General features: G+C 73.1%; 19 protein-coding genes. 5 read left to right on the forward strand and 14 right to left on the reverse strand.

Going from position 1 to position 26,970, the window contains the following annotated elements:
• The 3 genes from SXIN_RS08475 to SXIN_RS08485 all read left to right on the forward strand — a co-directional run bounded on the left by SXIN_RS08475 (position 1) and on the right by SXIN_RS08485 (position 1,632).
• The gene (locus tag SXIN_RS08475; RefSeq protein ID WP_019709877.1) at positions 1-414 is read left to right on the forward strand and encodes a roadblock/LC7 domain-containing protein; all 414 of its coding nucleotides are present in this window, start codon (positions 1-3) and stop codon (positions 412-414) included.
• Between the two features lie 104 nt (positions 415-518).
• Entirely contained in the window at positions 519-1,073 is a 555-nt protein-coding gene (locus tag SXIN_RS08480) for a DUF742 domain-containing protein (protein ID WP_095756812.1), read from the forward strand.
• Positions 1,054-1,632 carry a GTP-binding protein gene (locus SXIN_RS08485; protein WP_078650299.1) on the forward strand — a complete coding sequence of 193 codons (579 nt, stop codon included), beginning with the start codon at positions 1,054-1,056 and terminating at the stop codon, positions 1,630-1,632. The genes SXIN_RS08480 and SXIN_RS08485 overlap by 20 nt, the downstream gene beginning before the upstream one ends.
• 236 nt (positions 1,633-1,868) lie before the next feature.
• On the opposite strand, the gene SXIN_RS08490 is transcribed toward SXIN_RS08485, so the two are convergent.
• Both SXIN_RS08490 and SXIN_RS08495 read right to left on the reverse strand, forming a co-directional pair.
• On the reverse strand, positions 1,869-2,081 hold the full coding sequence (locus SXIN_RS08490) for an acyl-CoA carboxylase epsilon subunit (RefSeq protein WP_043473541.1): 213 nt from the start codon (positions 2,079-2,081) through the stop codon (positions 1,869-1,871).
• Positions 2,082-2,093: 12 nt separating this feature from the next.
• Positions 2,094-3,677: an acyl-CoA carboxylase subunit beta gene (locus tag SXIN_RS08495; RefSeq protein WP_039822146.1), complete on the reverse strand. Its 1,584-nt coding sequence runs from the start codon at positions 3,675-3,677 to the stop codon at positions 2,094-2,096.
• 268 nt (positions 3,678-3,945) lie between these two features.
• Here SXIN_RS08495 and SXIN_RS08500 point away from each other — a divergent pair, with 268 nt between their 5' ends.
• Entirely contained in the window at positions 3,946-4,605 is a 660-nt protein-coding gene (locus tag SXIN_RS08500; RefSeq protein WP_019709882.1) for a YceI family protein, read from the forward strand.
• A gap of 104 nt (positions 4,606-4,709) precedes the next feature.
• Here SXIN_RS08500 and cimA read toward each other — a convergent pair whose 3' ends face one another.
• The 7 genes from cimA to SXIN_RS08535 all read right to left on the reverse strand — a co-directional run bounded on the left by cimA (position 4,710) and on the right by SXIN_RS08535 (position 16,456).
• Positions 4,710-6,329, reverse strand: a complete 1,620-nt coding sequence (gene cimA, locus SXIN_RS08505) for a citramalate synthase (RefSeq protein ID WP_019709883.1) — start codon at positions 6,327-6,329, stop codon at positions 4,710-4,712.
• Between the two features lie 414 nt (positions 6,330-6,743).
• Positions 6,744-7,844 carry a branched-chain amino acid aminotransferase gene (locus tag SXIN_RS08510; RefSeq protein ID WP_019709884.1) on the reverse strand — a complete coding sequence of 367 codons (1,101 nt, stop codon included), beginning with the start codon at positions 7,842-7,844 and terminating at the stop codon, positions 6,744-6,746.
• Positions 7,845-8,186: 342 nt separating this feature from the next.
• Complete coding sequence (locus SXIN_RS08515) at positions 8,187-9,230, reverse strand: 3-isopropylmalate dehydrogenase (protein WP_019709885.1); 1,044 nt, start codon at positions 9,228-9,230, stop codon at positions 8,187-8,189.
• Between the two features lie 114 nt (positions 9,231-9,344).
• Entirely contained in the window at positions 9,345-9,485 is a 141-nt protein-coding gene (locus SXIN_RS31490; protein WP_019709886.1) for a hypothetical protein, read from the reverse strand.
• 322 nt (positions 9,486-9,807) lie between these two features.
• Entirely contained in the window at positions 9,808-13,446 is a 3,639-nt protein-coding gene (locus tag SXIN_RS08525) for a phosphodiester glycosidase family protein (RefSeq protein WP_095756813.1), read from the reverse strand.
• Between the two features lie 361 nt (positions 13,447-13,807).
• A complete protein-coding gene (gene pruA, locus SXIN_RS08530) occupies positions 13,808-15,439 on the reverse strand; it encodes an L-glutamate gamma-semialdehyde dehydrogenase (protein ID WP_019709888.1) in 1,632 nt (543 codons plus the stop codon).
• A gap of 90 nt (positions 15,440-15,529) precedes the next feature.
• A complete protein-coding gene (locus SXIN_RS08535) occupies positions 15,530-16,456 on the reverse strand; it encodes a proline dehydrogenase family protein (protein WP_019709889.1) in 927 nt (308 codons plus the stop codon).
• Positions 16,457-16,631: 175 nt separating this feature from the next.
• Here SXIN_RS08535 and SXIN_RS08540 point away from each other — a divergent pair, with 175 nt between their 5' ends.
• Positions 16,632-17,870, forward strand: coding sequence for a PucR family transcriptional regulator (locus SXIN_RS08540; protein WP_095757973.1), 1,239 nt, complete (start codon positions 16,632-16,634; stop codon positions 17,868-17,870).
• A 136-nt stretch (positions 17,871-18,006) separates the two neighbouring features.
• Here the strand turns inward: SXIN_RS08540 and serA are convergent, their stop codons facing one another.
• The 5 genes from serA to SXIN_RS08565 all read right to left on the reverse strand — a co-directional run bounded on the left by serA (position 18,007) and on the right by SXIN_RS08565 (position 26,676).
• Positions 18,007-19,599: a phosphoglycerate dehydrogenase gene (gene serA / locus SXIN_RS08545; RefSeq protein ID WP_019709891.1), complete on the reverse strand. Its 1,593-nt coding sequence runs from the start codon at positions 19,597-19,599 to the stop codon at positions 18,007-18,009.
• 357 nt (positions 19,600-19,956) lie between these two features.
• Positions 19,957-20,955, reverse strand: coding sequence for a ketol-acid reductoisomerase (gene ilvC, locus SXIN_RS08550; RefSeq protein ID WP_019709892.1), 999 nt, complete (start codon positions 20,953-20,955; stop codon positions 19,957-19,959).
• A gap of 98 nt (positions 20,956-21,053) precedes the next feature.
• A complete protein-coding gene (gene ilvN, locus SXIN_RS08555) occupies positions 21,054-21,578 on the reverse strand; it encodes an acetolactate synthase small subunit (protein ID WP_019709893.1) in 525 nt (174 codons plus the stop codon).
• A 42-nt stretch (positions 21,579-21,620) separates the two neighbouring features.
• The gene (locus tag SXIN_RS08560) at positions 21,621-23,489 is read right to left on the reverse strand and encodes an acetolactate synthase large subunit (protein ID WP_039822152.1); all 1,869 of its coding nucleotides are present in this window, start codon (positions 23,487-23,489) and stop codon (positions 21,621-21,623) included.
• Between the two features lie 196 nt (positions 23,490-23,685).
• Positions 23,686-26,676 (reverse strand): putative bifunctional diguanylate cyclase/phosphodiesterase, encoded by a 2,991-nt coding sequence (locus SXIN_RS08565; RefSeq protein ID WP_039822155.1) that lies wholly within the window; start codon positions 26,674-26,676, stop codon positions 23,686-23,688.
• Positions 26,677-26,970 lie beyond the last annotated feature (294 nt).

The following is a 26,970-nucleotide window of genomic DNA, read 5'->3' on the forward strand; positions in this document are numbered from 1 at the left end:
ATGAGCCAGGCGGCGCAGAACCTGAACTGGTTGATCACCAACTTCGTGGACAACACCCCCGGGGTGTCCCACACCGTGGTGGTATCCGCCGACGGACTCCTCCTCGCGATGTCCGAAGGGTTCCCGCGCGACCGCGCCGACCAGCTGGCGGCCGTCGCCTCCGGCCTGACGTCGCTGACGGCCGGCGCCTCCCGCATCTTCGAGGGCGGCGCCGTCAACCAGACCGTGGTGGAGATGGAACGGGGGTTCCTCTTCATCATGTCCGTCTCCGACGGTTCCTCCCTGGCCGTGCTCGCCCACCCCGAGTGCGACATCGGCCTCGTGGGCTACGAGATGGCCCTCCTGGTCGACCGCGCCGGAACCGTCCTCACCCCGGACCTCCGAGCCGAACTCCAGGGAAGTCTTCTCAACTGACAGAGACACCGTGCGTTTCACGTCACCGCGCCATAAGGTGCGGTGACGCGGAACCGTCACAGCAACGGGGACCGGCAGAGCAGAGGCAGTTGGAGGAGGAAGACGTGGCAACGCCCCCGAGCGGGTACCCCTATGGCGGATATCAACCCCAGCCACAGGGCGAGCCCGGCCAGCGGTACGACTACCCCTCCGCTCCCGGTCACCACCAGGAGCCGCCTCCGCAGCGCTCCCCGTACGAGCAGCCTCCGCCCCAGCAGCAACCCCAGCATCAGCAGCCGCAGCAGCAGCGCCGGCACGGCTCCCCCGCGGCCGGCAGCAGGAACCCCCTGGTGCGGCCGTATGCCATGACCGGTGGCCGGACCCGCCCGCGCTACCAGCTCGCCATCGAGGCACTGGTGCACACCACGGCGGCCCCGGGCCAGCTGCAGGGCCAGCTGCCGGAGCACCAGCGGATCTGCCATCTGTGCCGGGAGATCAAGTCGGTGGCCGAGGTCTCCGCGCTCCTCACCATTCCTCTCGGCGTCGCCCGAATCCTCGTCGCCGACTTGGCCGAGGCCGGGCTCGTCGCCATCCATCAGCCCGGCGGCGACGAGTCCGCCGGCGGCCAGCCAGACGTGACACTGCTCGAAAGGGTGCTCAGTGGACTTCGGAAGCTCTAGCGGCGCGGCACGCTCCACCACTTCCGCGAAGATTGTGGTGGCGGGCGGCTTCGGCGTGGGCAAGACCACGTTCGTCGGCGCGGTCTCGGAGATCAATCCCCTGCGCACCGAGGCCGTGATGACCTCTGCCTCCGCGGGGATCGACGACCTGACGCACGCGCCGGACAAGACCACGACGACCGTGGCGATGGACTTCGGCCGCATCACCCTGGACCAGGACCTGATCCTGTACCTGTTCGGCACCCCCGGACAGGACCGCTTCTGGTTCATGTGGGACGACCTCGTCCGCGGCGCCATCGGCGCCGTCGTCCTCGTCGACACCCGCCGCCTCGCCGACTGCTTCCCCGCCGTCGACTACTTCGAGAACAGCGGCCTCCCCTTCGTCATCGCCCTCAACGGCTTCGACGGACACCAGCCCTACACCCCCGAAGAAGTCCGCGAAGCCCTCCAGATCGGCCCCGACGCCCCCATCATCACCACCGACGCACGCCACCGCGCCGACGCCAAGAGCGCCCTCATCACCCTCGTCGAACACGCCCTCATGGCACGCCTGCGCTGACCGCCCCGCGGCGGCTCCCCGTACGCGACGAGAGGTCCCCGCGCCCCGGAAGGGGTGCGGGGACCTCTCGCGTCCGGTGAGGCCCGCGGACGGCCGTACAGCGGGCCCGCGACGGCGGGGAGAACGCACGGCGGGCCCGGACCGGGGTGTCCCGGTCCGGGCCCGCCGTGCGTGCCGCGGAGGCCGTGGGCAGCGCGCTCGGTGGCGGCCGCCGGCGGCGCGGTGCCCCGGCCGCCTCAGCCCTGCCAGCTGTGCGGGGCCCGGAAGCCGGGGCCGCGCTCCGGACGGTGCCAGCGGGGCGCGGTGCGGTGCGGACGGGCCGGGGTGTGGCGGCGGGGGCCGTGGTGGCCCGGGGCGGTGGCCCGGGCGAGCAGGACGGCGGTGAGGGCGGCCAGTTCCTCGGGGCCGGCCTGGCCCTTCTCGACGCGCAGGAAGTTGTCGGCGTTCATCGTGGGTCTCCGTTACTGCGGCGGGTTGCCGTGCTTGCGGGAGGGCAGGTCGGCGTGCTTGGTCCGCAGCATGGCCAGGGACCGGATCAGCACCTCGCGGGTCTCGGCCGGGTCGATGACGTCGTCGACCAGGCCGCGCTCGGCGGCGTAGTAGGGGTGCATCAGCTCGGCCTTGTACTCCTTGACCATCGCGGCGCGCATGGCCTCGGGGTCCTCGGCGTCGGCGATCTGCTTGCGGAAGACGACGTTCGCGGCGCCCTCGGCGCCCATGACGGCGATCTCGTTGGTGGGCCAGGCGTAGGTGAGGTCGGCTCCGATGGACTGGCTGTCCATCACGATGTACGCGCCGCCGTACGCCTTCCGCAGGATCACCGAGATCCGCGGAACGGTGGCATTGCAGTACGCGTAGAGCAGCTTGGCGCCGTGCCGGATGATGCCGCCGTGCTCCTGGGCGACGCCCGGGAGGAAGCCGGGGACGTCCAGCAGGGTGACCAGGGGGATGTTGAAGGCATCGCACATCTGGACGAAGCGCGCGGCCTTCTCGCTGGCCTCGATGTCCAGCACGCCCGCGAGGGACTGGGGCTGGTTGGCGATGACGCCGACGACCTGGCCGTCGAGGCGGGCCAGCGCGACGATGACGTTGGTGGCCCAGCGCTCGTGGACCTCCAGCAGCTCGCCGTCGTCGACGAGCTCCTCGATGACCTTGCGCATGTCGTACGGGCGGTTGCCGTCGGCCGGCACCAGGTCGAGCAGGGCCTCGCCGCGCCGGCCGGCCGGGTCGTCGGAGGGTGCCGCGGGCGGGTTCTCCCGGTTGTTCTGCGGCAGCAGCGACAGCAGGTAGCGGACCTCGTGGAGGCAGGTCTCCTCGTCGTCGTACGCGAAGTGGCACACCCCGGAGGTCTCGGCGTGCACATCGGCGCCGCCGAGGCCGTTCTGGCTGATCTCCTCGCCGGTCACCGCGCGCACGACGTCCGGGCCGGTGATGAACATCTGCGAGGTCTCGCGGACCATGAAGACGAAGTCGGTGAGGGCGGGGCTGTAGGCCGCGCCGCCGGCGCAGGGGCCGAGCATCACCGAGATCTGCGGGATCACGCCGGAGGCCCGGGTGTTCCGCTGGAAGATGCCGCCGTAGCCGGCGAGGGCGCTGACGCCCTCCTGGATGCGGGCGCCGGCCCCGTCGTTGAGGGAGACCAGCGGCGCTCCGGCGGCGATGGCCATGTCCATGATCTTGTGGATCTTGGTGGCGTGGGCCTCGCCCAGCGCGCCGCCGAAGATGCGGAAGTCGTGGGCGTAGACGAAGACCGTCCGGCCCTCCACGGTGCCCCAGCCGGTGATGACGCCGTCGGTGTACGGGCGCCTGGCCTCCAGGCCGAAGCCGGTGGCCCGGTGCCGGCGCAGCGGCTCCACCTCGTTGAAGGAGCCCTCGTCCAGGAGGAGGTCGATCCGCTCGCGGGCGGTCAGCTTGCCCTTGGCCTTCTGTGCCTCGGTGGCCCGGTCGCTCGGGCCGCGCCGGACCTGCTCGCGGATGGCGCGCAGTTCCGCCACCCGCCCACGGGCATCGCTCGCCTCGGGTGGCGTCTCGTCCAGAAGGGTCATGTACCGACCCTACGAAACCCGACCCCGGAAACCGTGCGTAGATTCCGCACAGTCTCCGCCGCCGATTCCTGGCCGGCTTGGACAGAACCGTCCTTGTCGCGCCGGCCTCCGACTACTGCCGCGCCTCAGAGGTGTGGGGTTCCCACAAAGGGACGTCGCGGACGGCCTGCCGTGGACCACCCGGGGAAGCTTGCTTGAAGTTTGAACAATCATCCTCTACAGTCGAACTTGTTGAACGCTAAACAAACTTTCAGCCCGAGGAGGAGCCATGGCTCTGTTCACCCGCAAGAGCGCCCGCAGCACCGGACCCGCCACGACCACCGCCCCGGGGGCGGCCGCCGCGACCGCCACCGCCGCCGGGCCGGCCGCCGCCCCCGGCCTCGCCGCCCTGACCGGCGACTACACCATCGACCCGGCCCACAGCGACATCGCCTTCACCGTGCGGCACGCCATGGTGACCAATGTGCGCGGCTCCTTCGGTGACCACGAGGGCCGGCTCCACCTCGACGGCTCCGACCCCGCCCGCTCCACCGCCTCGGTCGACGTGCGGATCGCCAGTGTGGACACCGGCATCAAGGACCGCGACCAGCACCTCGCCGGCGCGGACTTCTTCGACGCCGGGACGTACCCCCTGATGACCTTCCGCAGCACCGCCGTGGAGCCGCTGGGCGAGGACGTCTACCGCGTCACCGGTGACCTCACGATCAAGGACGTCACCCGCCCGCTCTCCATCGACCTGGAGTTCAACGGCGCCGCCACGGACGTCTACGGCAACGAGCGCGTCGGCTTCGAGGGCAGCACGCAGATCCTGCGCTCCGACTGGGGCCTGACCTGGAACGCGGCCCTGGAGACCGGTGGTGTCCTGGTCGGCGACAAGGTGAAGCTGACCTTCGACATCTCGGCGGTCAAGTCCGCGCCGGCCGCCTGATCCCCGGCACCCGCCATCCCCGGGAGCCGCGGCCCCCGCTGCTTCCCCGCACCCGCCCCGGCCGGATTCCCTCCGGCCGGGGCGCGGGCATGGAGCCGCGGCGGCTACAGCTCCTCGGCGGGCTCCACGCCCGCCCGCAGCAGACCGTAGGTGTACGCGTCCTCCAGGGCCTGCCAGGAGGCCGCGATGACGTTGTCGGCGACGCCCACGGTCGACCACTCCCCCTCGCCGTCCTCGGTGGTGACCAGCACGCGGGTGGTGGACCCGGTGCCGTGCCGGCCCTCCAGGATCCGCACCTTGTAGTCGACGAGCTCCATCCCGGCCAGCTGCGGGTAGATCCGCTCCAGACCGACCCGGAGCGCCCGGTCCAGGGCGTTGACCGGGCCGTTGCCCTCGGCCGTCGCGACGATCCGCTCCCCCTTGGCCCACAGCTTGACGGTGGCCTCGTTGGCGTGGGTGCCGTCCGGCCGGTCCTCGACGATGGCCCGCCAGGACTCGGTGCGGAAGTGGCGGCGGGCCCGGCCGTCGACCTCGGCCCGGAGCAGCAGCTCGAAGGAGGCGTCGGCTGCCTCGTAGGTGTAGCCCGCGAGCTCGCGCTCCTTGACGCGGTCGACCACCCGGGCGATCAGGTCCCGGTCGCCGCCGAGGTCGATGCCGAGCTCCTTGCCCTTGAGCTCGATGGAGGCGCGGCCGGCCATGTCGGACACCAGCATCCGCATGGTGTTGCCGACGAGTTCGGGGTCGATGTGCTGGTAGAGGTCCGGGTCCACCTTGATCGCCGAGGCGTGCAGCCCGGCCTTGTGCGCGAAGGCGGAGACCCCCACATAGGGCTGGTGGGTGGAGGGCGTGAGGTTGACGACCTCGGCGATGGCATGCGAGATGCGGGTCATCTCCGCGAGCGCCCCCGGAGGCAGCACCCGGCGCCCGTACTTGAGCTCCAGGGCGGCCGTGACCGGGAAGAGGTTGGCGTTGCCGACCCGCTCGCCGTACCCGTTGGCGGTGCACTGGACGTGCGTGGCGCCCGCGTCCACGGCCGCCAGCGTGTTGGCCACCGCGCAGCCGGTGTCGTCCTGGGCGTGGATGCCCAGCCGCGCGCCGGTGTCGGCCAGGACGGTGGCCACCACGGCCTGGATCTGCGCGGGCAGCATCCCGCCGTTGGTGTCGCAGAGGACGATCACGTCGGCCCCGGCCTCGTGCGCCGTGCGGACGACCTGCTTGGCGTAGCCCGGGTTGGCACGGTAGCCGTCGAAGAAGTGCTCGCAGTCGAGGAAGACCCGCCGGCCCTCGGCGCGCAGATGGGCCACGGTGTCCCGGATCATCGCCAGGTTCTCGTCGAGGCTGGTGCGCAGGGCCAGCTCGACGTGGCGGTCGTGGGACTTGGCGACCAGCGTGACCACCGGGGCGCCGGAGTCCAGCAGGGCCTGGACCTGCGGGTCGTCCTCCGCCCGTACCCCCGCCTTGCGGGTGGCGCCGAACGCGACGAGCCGCGCGTGCCGGAAGTCGATCTCGGCGCGGGCGCGCTGGAAGAACTCCGTGTCCCGCGGGTTGGCGCCGGGCCAGCCGCCCTCGATGAACCCCACACCGAAGTCGTCCAGATACCGCGCGATCTTCAGCTTGTCGGCGACGGTGAGATTGATGCCCTCGCGCTGCGCTCCGTCGCGCAGCGTGGTGTCGAAGACGTGGAAACTGTCGTCCCCCTGAGCGGGGCCGCTTGCGTCCGTCATGACTCTTCCGAACTCCTGTCGGGATCTCGGTCTACCTGGGATCCCCCCTGCCGGGGACACGGGGGAACCGGTTCCACCGTCCTCCACTGATCCCCGCGCTCCGTTCGCCGGCATGGGGTGGGCCGGAAAACGAAAAAACCTCTCGCGGGTGCGAGAGGTCTGCGCGCGGGTCCTGGGACACGGTGTCCGCTGCCGCGGTTCTGCTGCGGTTCAGCGGTCACTGGGGACCGGCGCGCCTGCTGCCAATAATCGTGGCGAACGAGAGCACGGGGGCAGTCTGGCACACCCGCGCCTCCGGGTTCCCACCTGTCTCAGGATGCGGTCAGTTGTCCGGAAACCGCCGGTGGCACGGCATCCGTGCCACCGGCGTGCGTGCCACCGGCGTGCGTGCCACCGGCGTGCGTGCGGGGGGGGTCAGCAGACGCGGTGCATCCAGCCGTGCGGGTCGGGGGCCGCGCCGGTCTGGATGTCGAGGAGGGCCTTGCGGAGCTGGAGAGTGACCTCGCCGGGTTCGCCGTCGCCCACGGTCCAGTTGCCGCGGGCGGACTTCACCGAGCCGACGGGGGTGATCACGGCGGCGGTGCCGCAGGCGAAGACCTCGGTCAGCGAGCCGTCGGCGTTGCCGTTGCGCCAGTCCTCCACGGAGATGCGCTCCTCCGCGACCTCGTGGCCGAGGTCGGCGGCGATCTGCAGGAGGGAGGCGCGGGTGATGCCGGGGAGGAGGGAGCCGGAGAGCTCCGGGGTGGTGATGCGCCGCTTGCCGTCCGGGCCGCCGTGGACGAAGTACAGGTTCATGCCGCCCATCTCCTCGATCCAGCGGCGCTCGATGGCGTCGAGCCAGACCACCTGGTCGCAGCCCTGCTCGGCGGCCTGGGCCTGGGCGACGAGGGAGGCGGCGTAGTTGCCGCCGGCCTTGGCGGCGCCGGTGCCGCCGGGGGCCGCCCGGACGTACTCCTCGGAGAGCCAGACGGAGACGGGCTTCACGCCGCCGGGGAAGTAGGCACCGGCCGGCGAGGCGATGACGAGGAAGAGGTACTCGTTCGCGGGGCGGACGCCGAGGCCGACCTCGGTGGCGAACATGAACGGCCGGATGTAGAGGGACTGCTCGCCGGTGCCGGGGACCCACGCCTTGTCCTGGGTGATGAGGGCGTCGACGGCGGCGAGGAAGAGCTCGGTGGGCAGCTCCGGCATGGCGAGGCGGCGGGCGGAGGAACGGAACCGCTCGGCATTGGCCTCGGGGCGGAAGGTGGCGACGGAGCCGTCGGGCCGGCGGTAGGCCTTGAGCCCCTCGAAGATGGTCTGCGCGTAGTGCAGCGTCATGTTGGCCGGGTCGACGGACAGCGGCGCGTAGGGGACGAGTTCGGCGTCGTGCCAGCCGCGGCCCTCCGTCCACTTGACCGTCACCATGTTGTCGGTGAAGTGGCGGCCGAAACCGGGGGCGGCCAGGATCGCTTCCCGCTCCGCGGCGGGCAGCGGGTGCGCGGAGGGCTTGAGCTCGATCGTGGGCGTCGTCATGTCTGCTGTCCTTCACCGTGAGTCGTGGCGGACCGCGCACTCGCCACCGGCGTTTGCAGGACGTCCGAGTATCTCGCGAAGCGGCCGCTTCACCCGATTATCGCCAATGGGGCCGGGGAGAGGAAACCGGTCGTCCGGGGCCGGCGGCGGCACGGACCTGGGTCGATGGTCGCACCCCCGCACCGGGCTTGTCAGGGGCCGTGCGGCCGCGGGCACGGCACAGGCCGCCCGGCGGACACCGCCGGAAGACCCCGCCGGGAGCGGCCACGCGCGCCGCGGCCCCCGTCCCGGCGGGGAACGGGGGCCGCGGCGCGCGGAGTTGAGAACTCCCGGGCGGAGAGGTCAGCCGGAGACCCGGCCGGCGAGGGCGTCGCCGATCTCGTCGGTGGTGCGGGGCTTCCCGGGGCTGCGGGCCGCGAGGTCCTCGGCCACGGCCGCCTCGATCCGGGCCGCCTCGGCGCCGTATCCCAGGTGGTCCAGGAGCAGGGCGACGGAGAGGATCGTGGCCGTGGGGTCGGCCTTGCCCTGGCCGGCGATGTCGGGGGCCGAGCCGTGGACGGGCTCGAACATCGACGGGAAAGCGCCGGTGGGGTTGATGTTGCCGGACGCCGCCAGGCCGATGCCGCCGGTGACGGCCGCCGCGAGATCGGTGAGGATGTCGCCGAAGAGGTTGTCGGTGACGATCACGTCGAACCGCTCGGGCTGGGTGACGAAGAAGATGGTCGCCGCGTCGACGTGCAGATAGTCGGTGGTGACCTGGGGGTACTCGGTCCCGACCGCGTCGAAGATCCGCTTCCACAGATGGCCGGCGTGGACCAGCACATTGTTCTTGTGCACCAGGGTGAGCTTCTTCCGCGGCCGGGCGGCGGCCCGCTCGTAGGCGTCGCGGACGACCCGCTCCACCCCGTACGCGGTGTTCAGGCTGACCTCGGTGGCCACCTCGGCGGGCGTGCCCGTGCGCAGGCTGCCGCCGTTGCCGGTGTACGGGCCCTCGGTGCCCTCGCGGACCACGACGAAGTCGATGTCCGGGCGGCCCGCCAGCGGCGTGGCCGTGTTCGGGAAGAGCTTCGAGGGGCGGAGGTTGATGTAGTGCTCGAAGGCGAAGCGCAGCTTCAGCAGCAGGCCCCGCTCCAGCACGCCGGAGGGCACGGACGGGTCGCCGATGGCGCCGAGCAGGATGGCGTCGTGGCCGCGGAGCGACTCCAGCTCGCCGTCCGGCAGGGTCTCGCCGGTGGCGTGCCAGCGCTTGGCGCCCAGGTCGTAACTACGGGACTCCAGCTTCACATCCTGGGGGAGCACCGCGGTCAGGACCTTCAGGCCCTGTGCCACGACCTCCCCGCCGATGCCGTCACCGGGGATCACTGCGAGATCGATGCTGCGAGACATGCCGGGCACCCTACTCCCCGTCCCAGCTGCTGACATGAGGCGTCCACAATGCGGTCATGAGGGGGAGGGACCCCGGGCGCCGGGCGCGGACCGCGCCGTCAGTGGTCGTGTGCGTCAGTGGTCGTGGCCGGTGGCGCCGCCGTTGTCCCGGCGGTCGAGGGCGCGCTGCAGGGCGGCGGCGGCTTCCTGCCGCGCGGTGCTGTCGGCGGTACGGGAAGCGGTGCGGCGGCGGGTCCGGGCTGCGGTCGCGTTCATGGGGGCACGTCTCCAATGCGGGAGGGGAACGAAAGGCACGAAGGGGTGTGCGGGGAGCGCGGGGATCACCGGAGAGGGGCGGGGGGCGACAGCGTGCGGCAGGGATCGCCTGCGAGGCACGGCCCGCGTCCGCCGGCCGCTGGATCAGCGACAAGCTCGGCTTCCTACAACGCTAGGACAGCCGGGCCGCGCTGTCTCCACAATTACTCGGACTTCCTACTATCTGAGACGGCGGATTCCGTACCGCGACGGAGGGAGGACCGCCGGCTCCCTTCGGCCGGCGGCCCTCAGCCGTCCCTTCCCGCCCGTTCCGGGGCCGGGTTCAGCCCTTCCCGGTGGTGCCGGCCGGGGGCAGGGCCGGCGGTGGGGCGGTGATCAGCACGGTCCTCCGCTCGGTGACGCCGTTCACCGTCACGGCCAGCACCACGGTGGCCGGGCGCAGCGCCGTGAGGGTCCCGGTCACCGGGTCGTACGCGGCGGCGTGCCACGGCCGGGCACCGTCCGGGGAGCCGATGCGCAGATTCGGGGAGCCCGTCCAGTCCGCGCTCACCGGGAACCCCACCGGGACCTGCCGCGCCGCGCTTCCCTCCCCCTGCGTCACCGCGGCGGTGACGCGGGCCGTCCCCCCGGCGGGCAGCGCGTCGGGGCCGTCCATCCGCAACCCGTCGACGTGCGGGCGGGTGCGGACGGAGATCCAGTCCGGGCCGCCTTCCCAGGGCCGCTGCCGTGCCCGGGCCCGCTCGGCCTCCGTGATCCGGTCGACCCCGACCGTGGACCAGCCGGTGAACCCGCCCCGGCCGGCCGGCGCGGCCGGGGCCTTCCCGGCGTTGCCGTTGACGAGATACGGGACCCCGCCGACCCGTGAGGCGTGGAAGACGCCCACGTGGGCGCCGATGACGGCGGCCCCCTTGCCGCTGGTGCGGCGGAAGTCCGCCAGCCAGCTCTCCAGCAGGGCCGCCTCCTTGCGGTCGGTGAGCTCCGAGGCCCGCTGCGGGGTGGGGTCGCGCGGTGGTACGTGCTGGACGACGATCACGGAGCCGGTGCCCGGGTCGGCGGCCGCCCGCTCCAGCTCGGCGCGGACCGCCCGGATCTGCGCGAGCCCGCCGCCGCGGACGGTCAGCCGGGAGGTGTCGAGGGTAATGAACCGGGTGCCCCGGTGGTCGAGGACCCGGTGACCGGGGCCGAACTCCTTCTCGAACAGCTCGATCGAGCCGCCCATCACCTCGTGGTTGCCGGGCACGTACACCCAGGGCACCGCGTCCCCGAGCTCCTCCTCCAGGACCCGGCGGGCGAGCGCCAGGTCCGCGGCCGAGCCCTCGTCCACCAGATCGCCGTTGACGAGGAGCAGTTCGGGGCGGGACGCCCTGATCTCGCGGAGGGTGCGCCGGGTCTGGCGGACCAGCGGGCCGTCCGGTTCCCGCGCGGTGAACTGGGCGTCGGAGAGGACGGCGAACCGCCAGTCGCGGCCTCCGGTCTCCGCGGCGCCGGCGATGAGCGGATCGGGTACCGGCTCCGCCGCGGGCAGCTCGATGTCCGGGGGCACCCGGGCCGTCAGGCCGTCGATGACGATCTCCCCGGTGTACTGCTTCAGCGGGTCCGTCTCGGCGAGGTAGAAGCGGCGCACCCGCAGCGGGTGGACGGTGCCGGGCGGCACCTCGAACTCCACTTCCCGCCAGCCGGTCCAGGTGACGAACGGCCCGCGGAGCACCAGGCTCGTGTCCTGGGCGTCGACGAGATGGAGCGAGGGCCAGGCACCGTTGCCGTCCCCCTTGATCCACAGCCGGAAGGACTGCGGCTGCCCGGCGACCGGGATCCAGGAGGGCGGGTTGGCGTAGGCGGCGCGGGTGGCCGTGGAGAGCGTGAAGTCGTAGCTCATGCGCAGGCCGGTGCCCTCGCGCCCGCCGGGGACGGCGGCGACCGAACCGTCGGCCCGGGCCTGCGAGAATGTCCAGTCGCCGGCGTCGTCGAAGCCGGCGACCCCCCGCTCCTCCAGGCCGACGGTGACGCCGACGACGGCCGTGCGGCCCCGCACCGTCGCCTCGATCAGGCCGGATCCGCCCTCCGTGCGGGCGGCGACGGTGAAGGAGCCGCGGCCGTCGGGGGTGACGGAGAACCGGGAACGGTCGTACTCCAGACGGACGTCGGCCGGTTCGACGGGGGCCTCGGTGCCGTGGGCGTCCAGCCCCGTGATGCCGAAGGTTCCGGTGGCCGAGGCGTCCGCCAGGCCCACCCGGGGGGTGGTGGGGACGATCCGGTCGAGGGCGCCGATCACGGTCAGCCGCGCCGTGCCCCGGGCCGCCCCGAGCCGGGCCTCCACCTCGGCGGTGCCGCCGCGCCGGGCGGTGAACACGCCGTCAGCGGCGATCCGGCCCGCCCCGCCGCCGGAGCGGACGCGCCACCGCGGCCGGCCGGCCGCGGGCCCGTAGGTCTCGTCGTGGCCGGTGGCGCGGAGGGCGCGGGTGAGGCCGGGGAAGACCCGGTCGGGCCGGCCGCCGAGGACGGGGCCGGTGGTCGGCGCGGTCTCCGGCGCGGTCACCGTCTCCACCCGGAAGCCGGTGAGCCGCCCGCTGCCCGCCGGGGCGGTGACCGCGAGGCCGTTGGAGACCGGGCGCGCCCTGCCGTCCGCCGGGCTGTTCTCCACCCGCGTGCCCGCGCCGCCCGCCTCCCGCGCGACCAGGGTGGAGGAGCCGCCGCCGTCCAGGTTGAGGGCGTTGTGCGCGCCCAGCTCCCGCATCAGCAGGCCGAGTTCGGTGAGGGTGGCGCCGCCGCTGTCGGCCTGCCGGCCGTCCACGGTCAGCAGGTGCATGGTGGTGCCGTCCCGGGAGAAGCCGACGGCCGTGCGTGGGGCGGGCTCGTTGTTGGGACGGCCCTCCCAGTCCTGGGGCTCCCCGTCGGCCACGAGCACTCCGCGGCCGCCGACGGCGGTGCGGGGCAGGGGGCCGCCGTCGGTCCGCGGCCGGTACTCGGTGGTCACGGGGTCGCCCGGCCGCAGGGCGGCGAGGAGGTCCGCCCCGGCGTCCCGGCCGACGAGGACGGTGGTGCCCTCCGGCACCGGGCCCCGGCCGGGCCGTACGGCGGTCTCGCGGACCCGGCCGTCCGCGACGGTGACCTCGGCGGTGCGCCCGGCCCCGTCCACGGTGTGCGCACGGTCGGCGTCGCCCCACTGCGCGGTGTACAGCCCGATGCCGCCGTCGGGGACCCGGGCGGCGTTGTAGGCGTGCAGGGTGTGGGTGCCGGACGGCAGGGTGACCGTGCCGTCGAAGTAGAGGGCGAGGATGCGGCCCGCGTCGTCCGGTCCGATGCCGGCCGCCGTCCGCGCCTCCCCGGACGGCATGCCGACGAGCCGGCCGTCCCGGATGCCGGGCCCGAGCGGCGCTCCGGTGCCGAGGTCGAAGAAGTCCGCGTTGACGGCCGCGACGGTGCGGCGGCCCGGGCCGGGGTCGTGCGCGGCGGCCATCTCCGGGACGGTGGCGCGTCCCGTCACCGTCCCGGAGGAGAGGTGGTCCACGCGGGCGCCGCCGCCGAGGTCGACGGTGAGGGCGTCGGCGCGCAGCCACGGCCCGGGCCGCAAGCGGTCGAAGGAGGTGAGGACGACGCCGGGGGCGACGGGACGGGTGCTGCGGGCGGTCTCGACCGCCCCCGCGTCCGGCCCGTCCGGGGCCGCGGAGCCGCCGCCAGACGGGGCGTCACCGGACGGAGCGTGGGCGGGCGGCGGCGCGACGGGCCGTAAGGCGTCCGCCCGGGAGGCGGGGCGGGCATCGGTGTCGGAGGCCGAGGCGGTGGCGGAGGCGGAGGCCGAGGCGGTGGCGGAGGCGGAGGCGGGCGGTACGGCGCCGAGGACCAGCGCGGCGGCGGTGACGAGGACGGCGGCACCGTGCCGCTCGCCCGGCCGGCGTCTGCGCCGGTGTCCGCGGTGGTGCCCGCGGTGGTGTCCTCCGGTACGGAATACGGCGAACGGCATGAATCCCCCTGCCCTGGACGGTCGTTCCCGGATGCGGTGCCACGGACGTGCGGTCGTACGGTGACGCGGGATGGTGCCGCTCCCAGGCTGCCGCCGGACGCCGCCGGTCCGCCAGACGCCGTATCGGGCGGACCGGGGAACAGCGGGTTGACGGCCACCGCCGGCGCGGGGCCGGACGGAGCGCGGCGAGCGGGCCGGCCGGGTGCCGGCCGAGCCCGGCAACTCCGTTCCGCCGCACAGGGGTTCGAGCACCGCGGAGCCGCTCACCGAGGGGCTCGCCGCGGGCCCGCCGCGCCCAACGCGGAGGCCCCGCACATCCCGGACGGAGGATGTGCGGGGCCTCCCGGCCGCTGTCCGGCGCTCAGCCCATGTGCGGGTACCGGTGGTCCACCGGCGGCACCAGGGTCTCCTTGATGGAGCGGGTCGAGGTCCAGCGCATCAGGTTCTGCTGGGAGCCGGCCTTGTCGTTGGTGCCGGACGCCCGCCCGCCGCCGAAGGGCTGCTGGCCGACGACGGCGCCGGTCGGCTTGTCGTTGATGTAGAAGTTGCCCGCCGCGAACCGCAGCTTCTCGCAGGCGTCGGCCGCCGCGGCCCGGTCCTGTGCGATGACGGCGCCGGTCAAACCGTACGGGGCGGCCGACTCCATCTGCTCCAGCATCGCCTCGTACTCCCCGTCCTCGTAGACGAAGACGCCGAGGATCGGGCCGAAGTACTCCTCACGGAAGATCTCGTTGGAGGGGTCGGTGGAGACCAGGACGGTCGGGCGGACGAAGTACCCCACGCTGTCGTCGTACGTGCCGCCGGCCACGACCTCTATGGCCGGGTCCGCCTTCGCCCGCTCGATGGCCGCCCTGTTCTTGGCGAAGGCGCGCTCGTCGATGACGGCGCCGAGGAAGTTCGACAGGTCCGCGGGGCTCCCCATGGGCAGGGCGTCGACCTCGGCCGTGAGCTCCTCGCGCAGCCCGTTCTCCCAGAGGGAGCGCGGGACGTAGGCGCGGGAGGCGGCCGAGCACTTCTGGCCCTGGTACTCGAAGGCGCCGCGGATCATCGCGGTCCTGAGCACCGCCGGGTCGGCGGAGGGGTGGGCGACGATGAAGTCCTTGCCGCCGGTCTCGCCGACCAGCCGCGGGTAGGTCTTGTACGTCCCGATGTTCTCGCCGACCGTCCTCCACAGGTACTGGAAGGTCTTGGTGGAGCCGGTGAAGTGGATGCCGGCCAGCTCGGGGTGGGCCAGGGCCACCTCGGAGACGGCCAGGCCGTCACCGGTGACGAGGTTGATGACGCCCGGCGGCAGTCCGGCCTCCTCCAGCAGCCGCATCAGCAGCACGGCGGCGTGGGTCTGCGTCGGGGACGGCTTCCACACCACCACATTGCCCATGATCGCGGGGGCGGTGGGGAGGTTGCCCGCGATGGCGGTGAAGTTGAAGGGCGTGATCGCGTAGACGAAGCCCTCCAGCGGCCGGTGGTCGGTCCGGTTCCACACCCCGGGCGAGTTGGCCACCGGCTGCTCGGCCAGGATCCGGCGGGCGTAGTGCACGTTGAAGCGCCAGAAGTCGATCAGCTCGCAGGGCGCGTCGATCTCCGCCTGCTGGACGGTCTTGGACTGGCCCAGCATCGTCGAGGCGGCGATGGTCTCGCGCCACGGGCCGGCCAGCAGTTCGGCGGCCCGGAGGAAGACGGCGGCCCGGTCGTCGAAGGAGAGGGCGCGCCAGGCGGGCGCGGCGGCGAGGGCCGCCTCCACCGCGTCGCGCGCGTCCTGGACGGTGGCGTGGGCGGCGGTGCCGAGCCGCGCCGCGTGGTCGTGCGGCTGGACCACGTCGAAGCGTGCGCCGCCGCCCATGCGCCGGACGCCGCCGATGGTCATGGGCAGCTCGGCCGGGTTGTCCGCCAGTTCTTTGAGTTTCGCCTCCAGCCGCGCGCGCTCGGGGCTGCCGGGTGCGTAGGTGTGCACCGGCTCGTTGACCGGCGCGGGGACCTGGGTCACAGCGTCCATGATGGCCGTTGTCTCCTTCGTTGCTGGGGTGTGCGGGGAGTGCGGGATACGGGGTCGCGGGGTGTGCTCGCCGGTGCCGGGGGACGGCCGTCAGCCGCGGGTGGCCAGGGAGCGCAGGAAGAAGGCCACGTTCGCCGGACGTTCGGCCAGCCGGCGCATGAAATAGCCGTACCAGTCGGTGCCGTACGGGACGTAGACGCGCATCCGGTGCCCCTCGGCCGCCAGCCGCGCCTGCTCCGCCTCCCGGATGCCGTACAGCATCTGGAACTCGTACTCACCGGGTTTGCGGCCGGCCCGGCGGGCCATCTCCTGGCCGATGGCGACCATGCGCGGGTCGTGCGAGCCGATCATGGGGTATCCCTGCCCGGTCATGAGGATGCCCAGACAGCGGACGAACGCCCGGTCCACCTCGCGCCGCCGCTGGTGCGCCACGCTCGCGGGCTCCTTGTAGGCGCCCTTCACCAGCCGCACCCGGGAACCCTCGCCGGCCAGCGCGCGGCAGTCGTCCTCGGTGCGGAAGAGGTACGACTGCAGCACGGCGCCGGTCCGCGGGAAGCGGCGGCGCAGCTCGCGGAGGATCGCCAGGGTGGAGTCCGTGGTGGTGTGGTCCTCCATGTCGAGGGTGACGGTCGTCCCGGCCTCGGCCGCCGCCTCGGCCACCGGGGTGATGTTCGCCAGGGCCAGGTCGTGGCCGCCGGGCAGCGCCTGTCCGAAGGCGGAGAGCTTCACGGACATCTCGGCCCGCTCCCCCAGGCCCAGGGCGGCCAGGGCCTCGCAGAGCGCCAGATAGGCGTCCCGGTTGCGGAGTGCCTCCGCCGGGTCGGTGATGTCCTCGCCCAGGTGGTCGAGGGTCACCTCCAGGCCGCGCCCGGTGAGGGCCCGGACGGCCGCCACCGCGTCGTCCAGCCGCTCCCCCGCGATGTAACGGTCCACGACGGGGCGGGTGACGGGGGTGGAGGAGACGAGACGGCGGACGCCGGCACTGCGCGCGGCGGCGAGGAGCACGGGTCCCAGCACGGGGCACCTCCAGGGGGCGGGACGGCCGCCGGCGGGGGTTCCGGCGGGCGGGGAGAACCTCCGTGAAACGTAAGGAATCCTCCGGCTGCCCGCCATCGACAGCTGTCACGCCGCCGTGGCCGCGATCTCAGACAGATGTATGAGAATGAAGGCCGGAACCGGGAAGGACGGTGGCATGCGCGGCGACTACCAGCAGCTCGTGGACGAGATCTCGGCGGTGCTGGCGGCCCCCGCGACCCTGGAGGACCGGGACTTCCGCCTGATCGCCTTCGGCGCCCACGACGACGGCACGGCCGAGGGCACGGACGGCGGAGCGGGCGGAGCGGGGGGCGGAGGCGCCGGAACGGGCGGCCCGGCGCTGGACCCGGTGCGCACCCGCTCGATCCTGCACCGCCGGTCCACCCCCGCCGTACGGGCCTGGTTCGAGGCGTTCGGCATCGGCCGGGCGACGGGGCCGGTCCGCATCCCCCCCGACCCGTCGGCCGGGGTGCTGATCGGCCGGATCTGCCTCCCGGTGCGCCACCGGGGCGTGGTGTACGGCTACGTCTGGCTGCTGGACGACGGCCATCTGGCGGATCTGGAGACCGGCGCCGGCGGCGGCCCGCCGGACCCCCGGATCGACCGGGCGATGGAGACCGCCGCCCGGATCGGGGACCTGCTCGCCGCCGAGGCCCGGGCCGGGGCGGAACTCGGCGAGCTGCTGCGGGACCTGCTCACCGGACCCGCCGTCACCCGGGAGGCGGCGCGGACGGAGCTGCGGGCCCGGCTCGGCGGCGCGGCGGACGGTCCGCTGGCGCTGGCCGCGGTCGTGCCCTGGGCGCTGGACGTGCCGGACGGTGAGGACGGCGGCCCGGTGCCGGGGCTCTCCGCGCTGCCGGGCGCGCTGGCCGTCTGCGCCGTACCGGACCAGGGCCTGGCCGTGCTCGCCCGGCCGCGGCCTGCGGACCCCGCGAACCCGGCCCGCGCGGCGGCGGACCGGCTGCTCCGCTCACCCCGGGCGGCGGGCGCGGCCGGGGGGACCGGCGCCCCGCGGCACGGCCTGGCGGAACTGCCCCGTGCCTGGCGGGAGGCGCTGGCAGCGGCCCGGGCGGCCCGGGCGGAACCCCGGCTGGGCCCGGTCGCGCGCTGGGAGGACATCGGCCCGTACCGGATGCTGACGGAGCTGCCCCCGGCCGCCGGGCCGGATCCGGCCGTCGCCGGGCTGCTCCGTCCCGAACACGCCGAACTCGCCCGGACCGCCGAGGTGTTCCTCGACTGCGCCGGGCAGGCGGGCCGTGCGGCGGCGGCCCTGGCGATCCACCGGCAGACGCTCTACTACCGGCTGTCGCGGGTGGCCGGGCTCACCGGCCTCGACCTCGGCGAGGGCGAGGACCGGCTGCTGCTCCACATGGCCCTCAAACGCGCCCGGCTGTGAGCACCCGCGCCGGGCCCGCTCCGGGCCCCCTCCCCCTCTCCGCCCCCGGGGGCACCGGTCGGGACACGGCGCAGGGCCCGGCCCCCCGTCATCGGGGAGCCGGGCCCTGTCACAGCCCCGGGGCGGAACCGGCCGGTCAGTCCGCGAGGTTGACCGCGCGGGCCGAGGTGGCGCCGATCTCCTCGGCGATCTCGGTCAGCACGGACTGCGGGATGTCGTCGTCCACGGTGAGGACGGCGAGCGCCTCACCGCCCTGGGCGGCCCGCGAGACCTGCATACCGGCGATGTTCAGACCGGCCTCGCCGAGGATGCGGCCGAGGGTGCCGACGACACCGGGGCGGTCGGCGTACCGCAGGAACACCATGTGGTCGGCGAGCGCCACCTCGACGTCGTGCTCCCCGACCGCGACGATCTTCTGGACGTGCTTGGGGCCCGCCAGGGTGCCGGAGACCGAGATCTCCTCGCCGTCGGTGAGGGTGCCGCGCACCGTCACCACATTGCGGTGGTCCGGGGACTCCGAGCCGGTGGTGAGCCGGACCTCGACACCGCGCTCCTGCGCGAACAGCGGTGCGTTGACGTAGGAGACCGTCTCGTCGACGACGTCCTCGAAGACGCCCTTGACGGCGGAGAGTTCCAGCACCTTGACATCGTGCTGGGTGATCTCGCCGTACACCTCGACGTCGAGCCGGACGGCCACCTCGCCCGCCAGGGCGGTGAAGATCCGGCCCAGCCGCTCGGCCAGCGGCAGCCCCGGGCGGACGTCCTCGGCGATCACGCCGCCCTGGACGTTGACCGCGTCCGGGACCAGCTCGCCCGCGAGGGCCAGCCGCACCGAACGGGCCACCGAGATGCCCGCCTTCTCCTGGGCCTCGCCGGTGGAGGCGCCCAGGTGCGGGGTGGCCACGACGTTGTCGAACTCGAAGAGCGGGGAGTCCGTGCAGGGCTCCTTGGCGAAGACGTCCAGGCCGGCGGCCGCGACCCGGCCCTCCTTGAGGGCACTGGCCAGCGCGGTCTCGTCGACGATGCCGCCGCGGGCGGCGTTGATGATCCGGACCTCGGGCTTGACCTTGTGCAGCGCCTCGTCACCGATGAGCCCGAGGGTCTCGGGGGTCTTCGGCAGGTGGACGGTGATGAAGTCCGAGACCTCCAGCAGCTCGTCCAGCGTGAGCAGCTTGACGCCCATCTGCGCGGCGCGGGCCGGCTGGACGTAGGGGTCGTACGCGACGATCTTCATCCCGAAGGCCGACATCCGCTGGGCGACCAGCACGCCGATCCGGCCGAGGCCGACCACGCCGAGGGTCTTCTCGGAGAGCTCGACGCCGGTGTACTTGCTCCGCTTCCACTCGCCGTTCTTGAGGGCGGTGTTGGCCTGCGGGATGTTGCGCGCGGTGGCGACGATCAGACCGCAGGCGAGCTCGGCGGCGGTGACGATGTTGGAGGTGGGGGCGTTGACGACCATGACCCCGGCCTTGGTGGCGGCGGAGACGTCGACGTTGTCCAGGCCCACCCCGGCGCGGGCGACGACCTTCAGCTTCCGCGCGGCGGCGATGGCCTCGGCGTCCACCTTGGTGGCGCTGCGGACGAGGATGGCGTCCACCTCGGCGATGGCGGAGAGCAGCTCGCCGCGGTCGGCGCCGTTGCAGTGCCGGATCTCGAAATCGGGTCCGAGTGCGTCGACCGTGGCCGGCGACAGCTCCTCAGCGATCAGTACGACAGGTTTCGGGCTCACGTGGTCCTCAGTCCTCACTAGTCCTTGACGGACGGCCGTCCCGGCGGCCGAAGGCGGTGAAGGGCAGCCGCGTGGAAGACGCACGACGCTGTGAGCCTGACGCGCTTGTTCTTGCAGTGTATCCGCGTACGGGGACGCGCCCCGCGCCTCCACGAAAGATCCCGGGAAGGAGTCTGCCTTCTCCGGAACGGTCTTGTGGCGCGTTTGGCGGCGCCCGTCCGGAGGACCGGTCCCCCGGAGGGCCGGACGGGTTCCGGAGCGGCGCCGCGGCCCCGGGCCCCGCCCGGAACCGGTGCCTCCGGCGGGCGGGGCCGCGGCTCGGGCCCGCACCCGCCGGCGCACCGCGCCGGGGCGGCGTCACGCCTTGTCGTCGACCCAGCTCATCAGCTTGCGGAGCTCCTTGCCGGTGGTCTCCAGCTTGTGGCCGGCGTCGGCCTTCTTGTACTCGTTGTACTTCGGGAGACCGGAGTGGTACTCGTCCATCCAGGTCTTGGCGAAGGTGCCGTCCTGGATCTCGGCCAGGACCTTCTTCATCTCGGCCTTGGTGTTGTCGTTGATGATGCGGGGGCCGGTGACGTAGTCGCCCCACTCGGCGGTCTCGGAGACCGACCAGCGCATCTTCTCCAGGCCGCCCTCGTACATGAGGTCCACGATGAGCTTCAGCTCGTGCAGGCACTCGAAGTAGGCGATCTCCGGCTGGTAGCCGGCCTCGACCAGGGTCTCGAAGCCCGCCTTGACGAGCGCGGAGGCGCCGCCGCAGAGGACCGCCTGCTCGCCGAAGAGGTCGGTCTCGGTCTCCTCGGTGAAGGTGGTCTTGATGACGCCGGCGCGGGTGCCGCCGATGCCCTTGGCGTAGGACAGGGCGAGCGCGAAGGCGTTGCCGGTGGCGTCCTGCTCGACGGCCGCGATGCACGGCACGCCGCGGCCCTCCTCGTACTGGCGGCGGACGAGGTGGCCCGGGCCCTTCGGGGCGACCATGCAGACGTCGACGCCGGCCGGGGGCTTGATGAAGCCGAAGCGGATGTTGAAGCCGTGCCCGAAGAACAGGGCGTCGCCGTCCTTGAGGTTCTCCTTGACGGACTCCTCGTAGACCTTGGACTGGATCGGGTCCGGGACCAGGATCATGATGACGTCGGCCTCGGCGGCGGCCTCCGCGGGGGTCACCACGCGCAGCCCCTGCTCCTCGGCCTTGGCCCGGGACTTCGAGCCCTCGGGCAGGCCGACGCGGACGTCGACGCCCGAGTCGCGCAGCGACAGCGCGTGGGCGTGGCCCTGGCTGCCGTACCCCAGGACCGCGACCTTGCGTCCCTGGATGATGGAGAGATCGGCGTCGTCGTCGTAGAACAGCTCGGCCACTTCGGGTATCTCCTTGATCGTCTCGCGTTCCCTCACGGGGAAACCGCAGTGTGCGCCCCACCGTATGCCGGTGGGCGGCGGATGGTCGGGGGGTCTCGCTATGCGGATCGGTCGAGCGCGCGCAGCGACCGGTCGGTGATGGAGCGGGCGCCGCGGCCGATGGCGATGGTGCCGGACTGGACCAGCTCCTTGATGCCATAGGGCTCCAGCATCTTGAGCATGGCCTCCAGCTTGTCGCTGCCGCCGGTGGCCTCGATGGTGACGGCCTCCGGGGAGACATCGACGGTCTTGGCGCGGAAGAGCTGGACGATCTCGATGATCTGGGAACGCGTCTCGTTGTCGGCGCGGACCTTCACCAGAACGAGTTCCCGCTGAACGGCGGAACCGGGCTCCAGTTCAACGATCTTCAGCACGTTGACGAGCTTGTTGAGCTGCTTGGTGACCTGCTCCAGCGGCAGCGACTCGACGTTCACCACGATGGTGATCCGGGAGATGTCGGGGTGCTCGGTGACACCGACGGCCAGCGAGTCGATGTTGAACCCGCGGCGGGAGAACAGCGCGGCGATCCGGGCCAGGATGCCGGGGGTGTTCTCCACCAGGACGGAGAGCGTGTGCTTGGTCATGGGACTGGGTCTCTCTTCTTCTTCGCGTCTCGCGTCCGGGGCTCAGTCGTCTTCGTTGTCGCCGAAGTCGGGGCGGACGCCGCGCGCCGCCATGACCTCGTCGTTCGAGGTGCCGGCCGCGACCATGGGCCAGACCATCGCGTCCTCGTGGACGATGAAGTCCACGACCACGGGGCGGTCGTTGATGGAGTTGGCCTTCTCGATGACCGCGTCCAGCTGCTCCGGGTCCTCGCAGCGCAGTCCGACGCAGCCCATGGCCTCGGAGAGCTTCACGAAGTCGGGGACCCGGGTGCCCTGGGAGGCGGCCGGGGTCTCGCCGGCCGGGACGGGGCCGGAGTGCAGCACGGTGTTGGAGTAGCGCTGGTTGTAGAAGAGGGTCTGCCACTGGCGGACCATGCCCAGGGCGCCGTTGTTGATGATCGCGACCTTGATCGGGATGTTGTTCAGCGCGCAGGTGGCCAGTTCCTGATTGGTCATCTGGAAGCAGCCGTCGCCGTCGATCGCCCACACGGTGGACTCGGGCCGGCCCGCCTTGGCGCCCATGGCGGCGGGGACGGCGTAGCCCATGGTCCCGGCGCCGCCGGAGTTGAGCCAGGTGGCCGGCTTCTCGTACTTGATGAAGTGGGAGGCCCACATCTGGTGCTGGCCGACGCCCGCCGCGTAGACGGTGTTGTCGGGGGCGAGCTCGCCGATGCGCTGGATGACCTGCTGCGGGGAGAGGGTGCCGTCCTCCGGCAGGTCGTAGCCGAGCGGGTAGGTCTCGCGCCAGCGGTTGAGGCTGTCCCACCAGTCGCGGTAGTCGCCCTTGCGGCCCTCGTCGTGCTCGGCCTGGACCGCGACGACCAGGTCGGCGATGACCTCGCGGGCGTCGCCGACGATCGGGACGTCGGCCGTCCGGTTCTTGCCGATCTCGGCCGGGTCGATGTCCGCGTGCACGACCTTGGCGAAGGGGGCGAAGGAGTCCAGCTTGCCGGTGACGCGGTCGTCGAAGCGGGCGCCGAGGGCGACGATCAGGTCGGCCTTCTGCAGCGCGGTGACGGCGGTGACCGAGCCGTGCATGCCCGGCATGCCGACGTGGAGCGGGTGGCTGTCCGGGAACGAGCCGAGCGCCATCAGGGTGGTGGTGACCGGGGCGCCGGTGAGCTCGGCGAGCACCCGCAGCTCGGCCGTGGCCCGCGCCTTCATCACGCCGCCGCCGACGTACAGCACCGGGCGCCGGGCCTGGGTGATGAGCTTGGCCGCCTCCCGGATCTGCTTGGCGTGCGGCTTGGTCACGGGGCGGTAGCCGGGCAGGTCGACCGCCGGGGGCCAGGTGAAGGTGGTCTTCGCCTGCAGCGCGTCCTTGGCGATGTCGACCAGGACCGGGCCGGGCCGGCCGCTGGCCGCGATGTGGAACGCCTCGGCGATCGTGCGGGGGATCTCGGCGGCATCGGTGACCAGGAAGTTGTGCTTGGTGATCGGCATGGTGATGCCGCAGATGTCCGCCTCCTGGAAGGCGTCCGTTCCGATCGCCCGGGAGGCGACCTGGCCGGTGATCGCGACCATCGGGACGGAGTCCATGTGGGCGTCGGCGATCGGCGTGACCAGGTTCGTCGCCCCCGGACCGGAGGTCGCCATGCAGACGCCCACCTTGCCGGTGGCCTGCGCGTAGCCGGTGGCCGCGTGACCGGCGCCCTGCTCGTGGCGGACCAGCACATGACGGACCTTGGACGAATCCATCAGCGGGTCGTAGGCGGGGAGGATCGCACCGCCCGGAATGCCGAAGACGGTGTCGGCGCCGACTTCCTCAAGAGAGCGGATGAGGGACTGCGCGCCCGTGACGTCCTTCTCGACGGTGGCGGACGCGTGTCCGCCGCTACGGGCCCGCGGCTGCGGGTGCGGGGCCCCGGATGCCTGCTCGGTCATCGGCATTCTCTTTCAGAGATGGTTCTGTGTGGGTTTGTGGTCACCGGTGCAACAAAAAACCCCCCGTGCCGTGAGGCAAGCGAGGGGAGCGCGCCGGTGTGTTCAGCAGGGCGTGTGAGGACCTGCTTCAGCCGACGCGCTGTCCAAGTACGAAAATTCGGGTGCGCATGGCTCCGACTTTCTCCCCGGCCCGGTAGGGGTGTCAAGTGGGTGGGACCGACGTCTCACTATTCGAGCGCAGTGCCGGACCGGGCAGCGCTGGTCCGGGCAGCACCGCACCGGACACCGTGTCCCGGGCCGCCTCCCAGGTCTCACCGCCCAGGGCGTGCCGGGGCAGCGCCTCGCGGGCGTCGGGGACCAGCAGCGGCGGTGCGCTCCCGGCCAGGACGGCCTCCCGCACCCCGCCCGCGTGCGGCACGGGATAGCCGCCGCGGCTGAGGGCCCGGCGCAGCCGGTACTCGTCGAGCGGGCCGGAGAAGGCCATGCCCTGGCCGTGGGTGCAGCCCATGGAGCGGAGCGCCACCACCTGGTCGGGCCGGTCCACCCCGTCCGCCACGGTCTCCACCCCGAGGTCAGCGGCGATCCGCAGCAGCCCGGTGGTGATCTTGTGGACACGCGCGGACTCCACCACGCTCTCGACCAGCCCGCGGTCGAGCCGGAGGATGTCCACCGGCAGCCGGCGGAGGGCGTCGATGGCCGCGTAGCCGCCGCCGAAGGCGTCGAGGGCGACGCGCACGCCGAGCCGGCGGAGTGCCGTGAGGCGGCGCTCCAGCTCGTCCAGCGGGATCTTGGGATCGCTGCCGGAGAGCTCCAGGACCAGCCCGCCCGAGGGCAGGCCGTGCCGGTTGAGCAGGGCCTCGACGGTGCCGAGGGGCATGGTGCGGTCCATGAGCCGGCGGGCGGACAGCCGGACGCAGACCGGGACGGCGTATCCGGCGCGGTGCCGTGCGGCGGCCTGCTCCACCGCGTGCTCCAGCATCCAGCGCCCCAGTTCGGCACCGCGGTCGCCGCCCTTGCCGGCGCCCGCCTCCGAGACCCGGAGGAACTCCGCGGGGGTGAAGAGGATGCCCTGGGCGGAGCGCCAGCGGGCCTGGGCGGCGAGGGCGGTGAGCCGGCCGCCGCCCAGCTCCACCACGGGCTGGTGGAGGAGGGCGAACTCGCCGTCGTCGAGCGCGGCGCGCAGCCGGCCGGCGAGTTCGGCCCGGCGGACCACCTCGGCCTGCATCTCCGGGGCGTACAGCTCGACCCGGTCCTTGCCCGCGGCCTTGGCCCGGTACATGGCGAGGTCGGCGTTGCGCATCAGCGCGCCGGGCGTGATGCCGGGATCGGCGAAGGCGACGCCGATGCTGGCGGCGACCCGCACCTCGGTGCCCGCGACCCGGTAGGGCTCGGAGAGGGCGACGCGGAGCCGGTCGGCGATCTCGTGGATGCGGAACTCGCAGTCGGCGCGGTCCCGGCAGCCGTCGCCGAGGATCAGGGCGGCGAACTCGTCGCCGCCGAGCCGGGCGGCCGTGTCCCCGGCGCGGACGGACTCCCGGAGCCGGCGGGCGGCGTGGATGAGCAGCTCGTCGCCGGCCTGGTGGCCGATGGTGTCGTTGACGGCCTTGAAGCCGTCGAGGTCGATGAAGAGGACGGCGGTGCCCGGGTCCGTGCTGCGCCGGCCGCCGAGCGCGCGGCGGACCCGTTCGGTGAAGAGGGCCCGGTTGGGGAGGTCGGTGAGCGGGTCGTGCTCGGCGCTGTGCCGCAACTGCGCCTGGAGGCGGACCCGTTCGGTCACATCGCGGCTGTTGAAGATCAGACCGTCCTCGTGCCGGTTGACGGTGGACTCGACGTTGAGCCAGGGGCCGCCGGCGGCCCGCGGACCGCCGGCGCGGAAGCGGCACTCGATCCGGGTGGTGGGCTCGCTCTCCGGGGGCGCCGAGAGCAGCCGGCCGACCTCCCGCATGACGCCGTCGGCGTCCTCCGGGTGGATCAGCGAGGACAGCCGGGAGCCGACCAGCTCCTCCGGCTCGATGCCGTAGACGCCGGCGGCGGCCGGGCTGACGTAGCGCAGGGTGCCGCTCGGGGTGGCGATCATGATGACATCGCTGGAGCCCTGCACCAGGGAGCGGAAGTGGCTCTCCTGGTAGGCCAGTTCCTGGGTGAGGGTGATGTTGTCCATCAGCATGATGCCCTGCCGCACCACGAGGGCCAGGACCACCGTGCAGGCCGTGAAGATCACGACCCGGTCGACCCGGCCGCCGTCGATCACGGTGTGCAGGATGCCCAGGGTGCACACGGCGGCGGCGAGATACGGCGTCAGGGCGGCCAGCGAACCGGCGATGGGCAGCCCGCCCGGGTACGGGACGGACCCGTCCCGTACGGCCGCGTGGGTCCGGCGCTCGCGCTCCTCCTCGGCCCGGTCCCGTCGGCCGACCCAGGGGGCGTACGCGAGCAGCAGGGAGCCGGCGAACCAGCCGGCGTCCAGCAACTGCCCGGAGCGGTACTCCTCGCGGAAGAGCGGGGAGGTGAAGAGCGCGTCGCACAACACGGTCAGCGCGAGGGCGGCGATGGCGGTGTTGATCGCGCTGCGGTTCGCGGAGGACCGCCGGAAGTGCAGCACCAGCACCATGCTCACCAGCGCGATGTCGAGCAGCGGGTAGGCGAGGGAGAGCGCGGTCTGCGCCACGCCGTCGCCCCGCCCGTCCGCGGTGTGCGCCAGCGCGAGGCTCCACGAGAGCGTGAGCAGCGAACCGCCGATGAGCCAGGCGTCCAGAGCCAGGCAGACCCAGCGGGCACGGGTCACCGGCCGTTTGGCCAGGACCAGCAGGCCGATGATGGCGGGCGGCGCGAAGAGCAGGAAGCAGAAGTCGGCGGCGGACGGCTCGGGCACCGGGGTGCGCAGCACCACCTCGTACCAGCCCCAGACGAAGTTCCCGGCGGCGGCCATCGACGAGGAGAGCGCGAACAGCAGCCAGGCCGGGCGCTGGCAGGGGCGGACGCGGGCGTAGGCGAAGCAGGACACGGCGGCGGCGAGGGCCGCGGCGCTGAGCCCGAAGTCCCCCATGATCAGGGCGACGGTCCGGGAGCCCCAGCCGAGGGCCGCGCCCGCGGTGTAGCCCGCGCAGGCGGCGGCCAGCAGGAGTTGGGGGAGGAGGCTTCGCCGGAAGCCGGTGGCCGCGCGCCGCGGGACCACCGCCCCCTGGGCGCTCACCGGACCGCCCGCGGCGGTGCGGTCCGCCGTTTCGGTCTGCGCACGGGGGCCTGCGGAACCGGTCGCCGCCGGCATCCGGTCCCCGTCGTCTCGCTCTTCCATCGGCCGCGCATCGCCGTCGCCCCCCTTGAGTCACGGTCCTTCGCCGTGCCGTGGTTCGGTCCGCGGCACGGTCCCCGGACGGGACGATACACCAGACCCGTCACGCAGCGACATAGGTTACCTACGCAGCGTGACAACTTGAATGCTGTCAAGTACACTCCGCGCTCGAACGGAAGCACATCGTGTTCGTAC

Source organism: Streptomyces xinghaiensis S187, from assembly GCF_000220705.2.
GTDB classification, from domain to species: domain Bacteria; phylum Actinomycetota; class Actinomycetes; order Streptomycetales; family Streptomycetaceae; genus Streptomyces; species Streptomyces xinghaiensis.

Excerpts from the sequence above, each read along its gene's own strand:
- SXIN_RS08475 (WP_019709877.1), top strand. The coding sequence starts at position 1 with ATGAGCCAGGCGGCGCAGAACCTGAACTGGTTGATCACCAACTTCGTG.
- SXIN_RS08490 (WP_043473541.1), bottom strand. The coding sequence starts at position 2,081 with ATGAACGCCGACAACTTCCTGCGCGTCGAGAAGGGCCAGGCCGGCCCC.
- SXIN_RS08495 (WP_039822146.1), bottom strand. The coding sequence starts at position 3,677 with ATGACCCTTCTGGACGAGACGCCACCCGAGGCGAGCGATGCCCGTGGG.
- SXIN_RS08500 (WP_019709882.1), top strand. The coding sequence starts at position 3,946 with ATGGCTCTGTTCACCCGCAAGAGCGCCCGCAGCACCGGACCCGCCACG.
- cimA (WP_019709883.1), bottom strand. The coding sequence starts at position 6,329 with ATGACGGACGCAAGCGGCCCCGCTCAGGGGGACGACAGTTTCCACGTC.
- SXIN_RS08510 (WP_019709884.1), bottom strand. The coding sequence starts at position 7,844 with ATGACGACGCCCACGATCGAGCTCAAGCCCTCCGCGCACCCGCTGCCC.
- SXIN_RS08515 (WP_019709885.1), bottom strand. The coding sequence starts at position 9,230 with ATGTCTCGCAGCATCGATCTCGCAGTGATCCCCGGTGACGGCATCGGC.
- SXIN_RS31490 (WP_019709886.1), bottom strand. The coding sequence starts at position 9,485 with ATGAACGCGACCGCAGCCCGGACCCGCCGCCGCACCGCTTCCCGTACC.
- SXIN_RS08525 (WP_095756813.1), bottom strand. The coding sequence starts at position 13,446 with ATGCCGTTCGCCGTATTCCGTACCGGAGGACACCACCGCGGGCACCAC.
- pruA (WP_019709888.1), bottom strand. The coding sequence starts at position 15,439 with ATGGACGCTGTGACCCAGGTCCCCGCGCCGGTCAACGAGCCGGTGCAC.
- SXIN_RS08540 (WP_095757973.1), top strand. The coding sequence starts at position 16,632 with ATGCGCGGCGACTACCAGCAGCTCGTGGACGAGATCTCGGCGGTGCTG.
- ilvN (WP_019709893.1), bottom strand. The coding sequence starts at position 21,578 with ATGACCAAGCACACGCTCTCCGTCCTGGTGGAGAACACCCCCGGCATC.
- SXIN_RS08560 (WP_039822152.1), bottom strand. The coding sequence starts at position 23,489 with ATGCCGATGACCGAGCAGGCATCCGGGGCCCCGCACCCGCAGCCGCGG.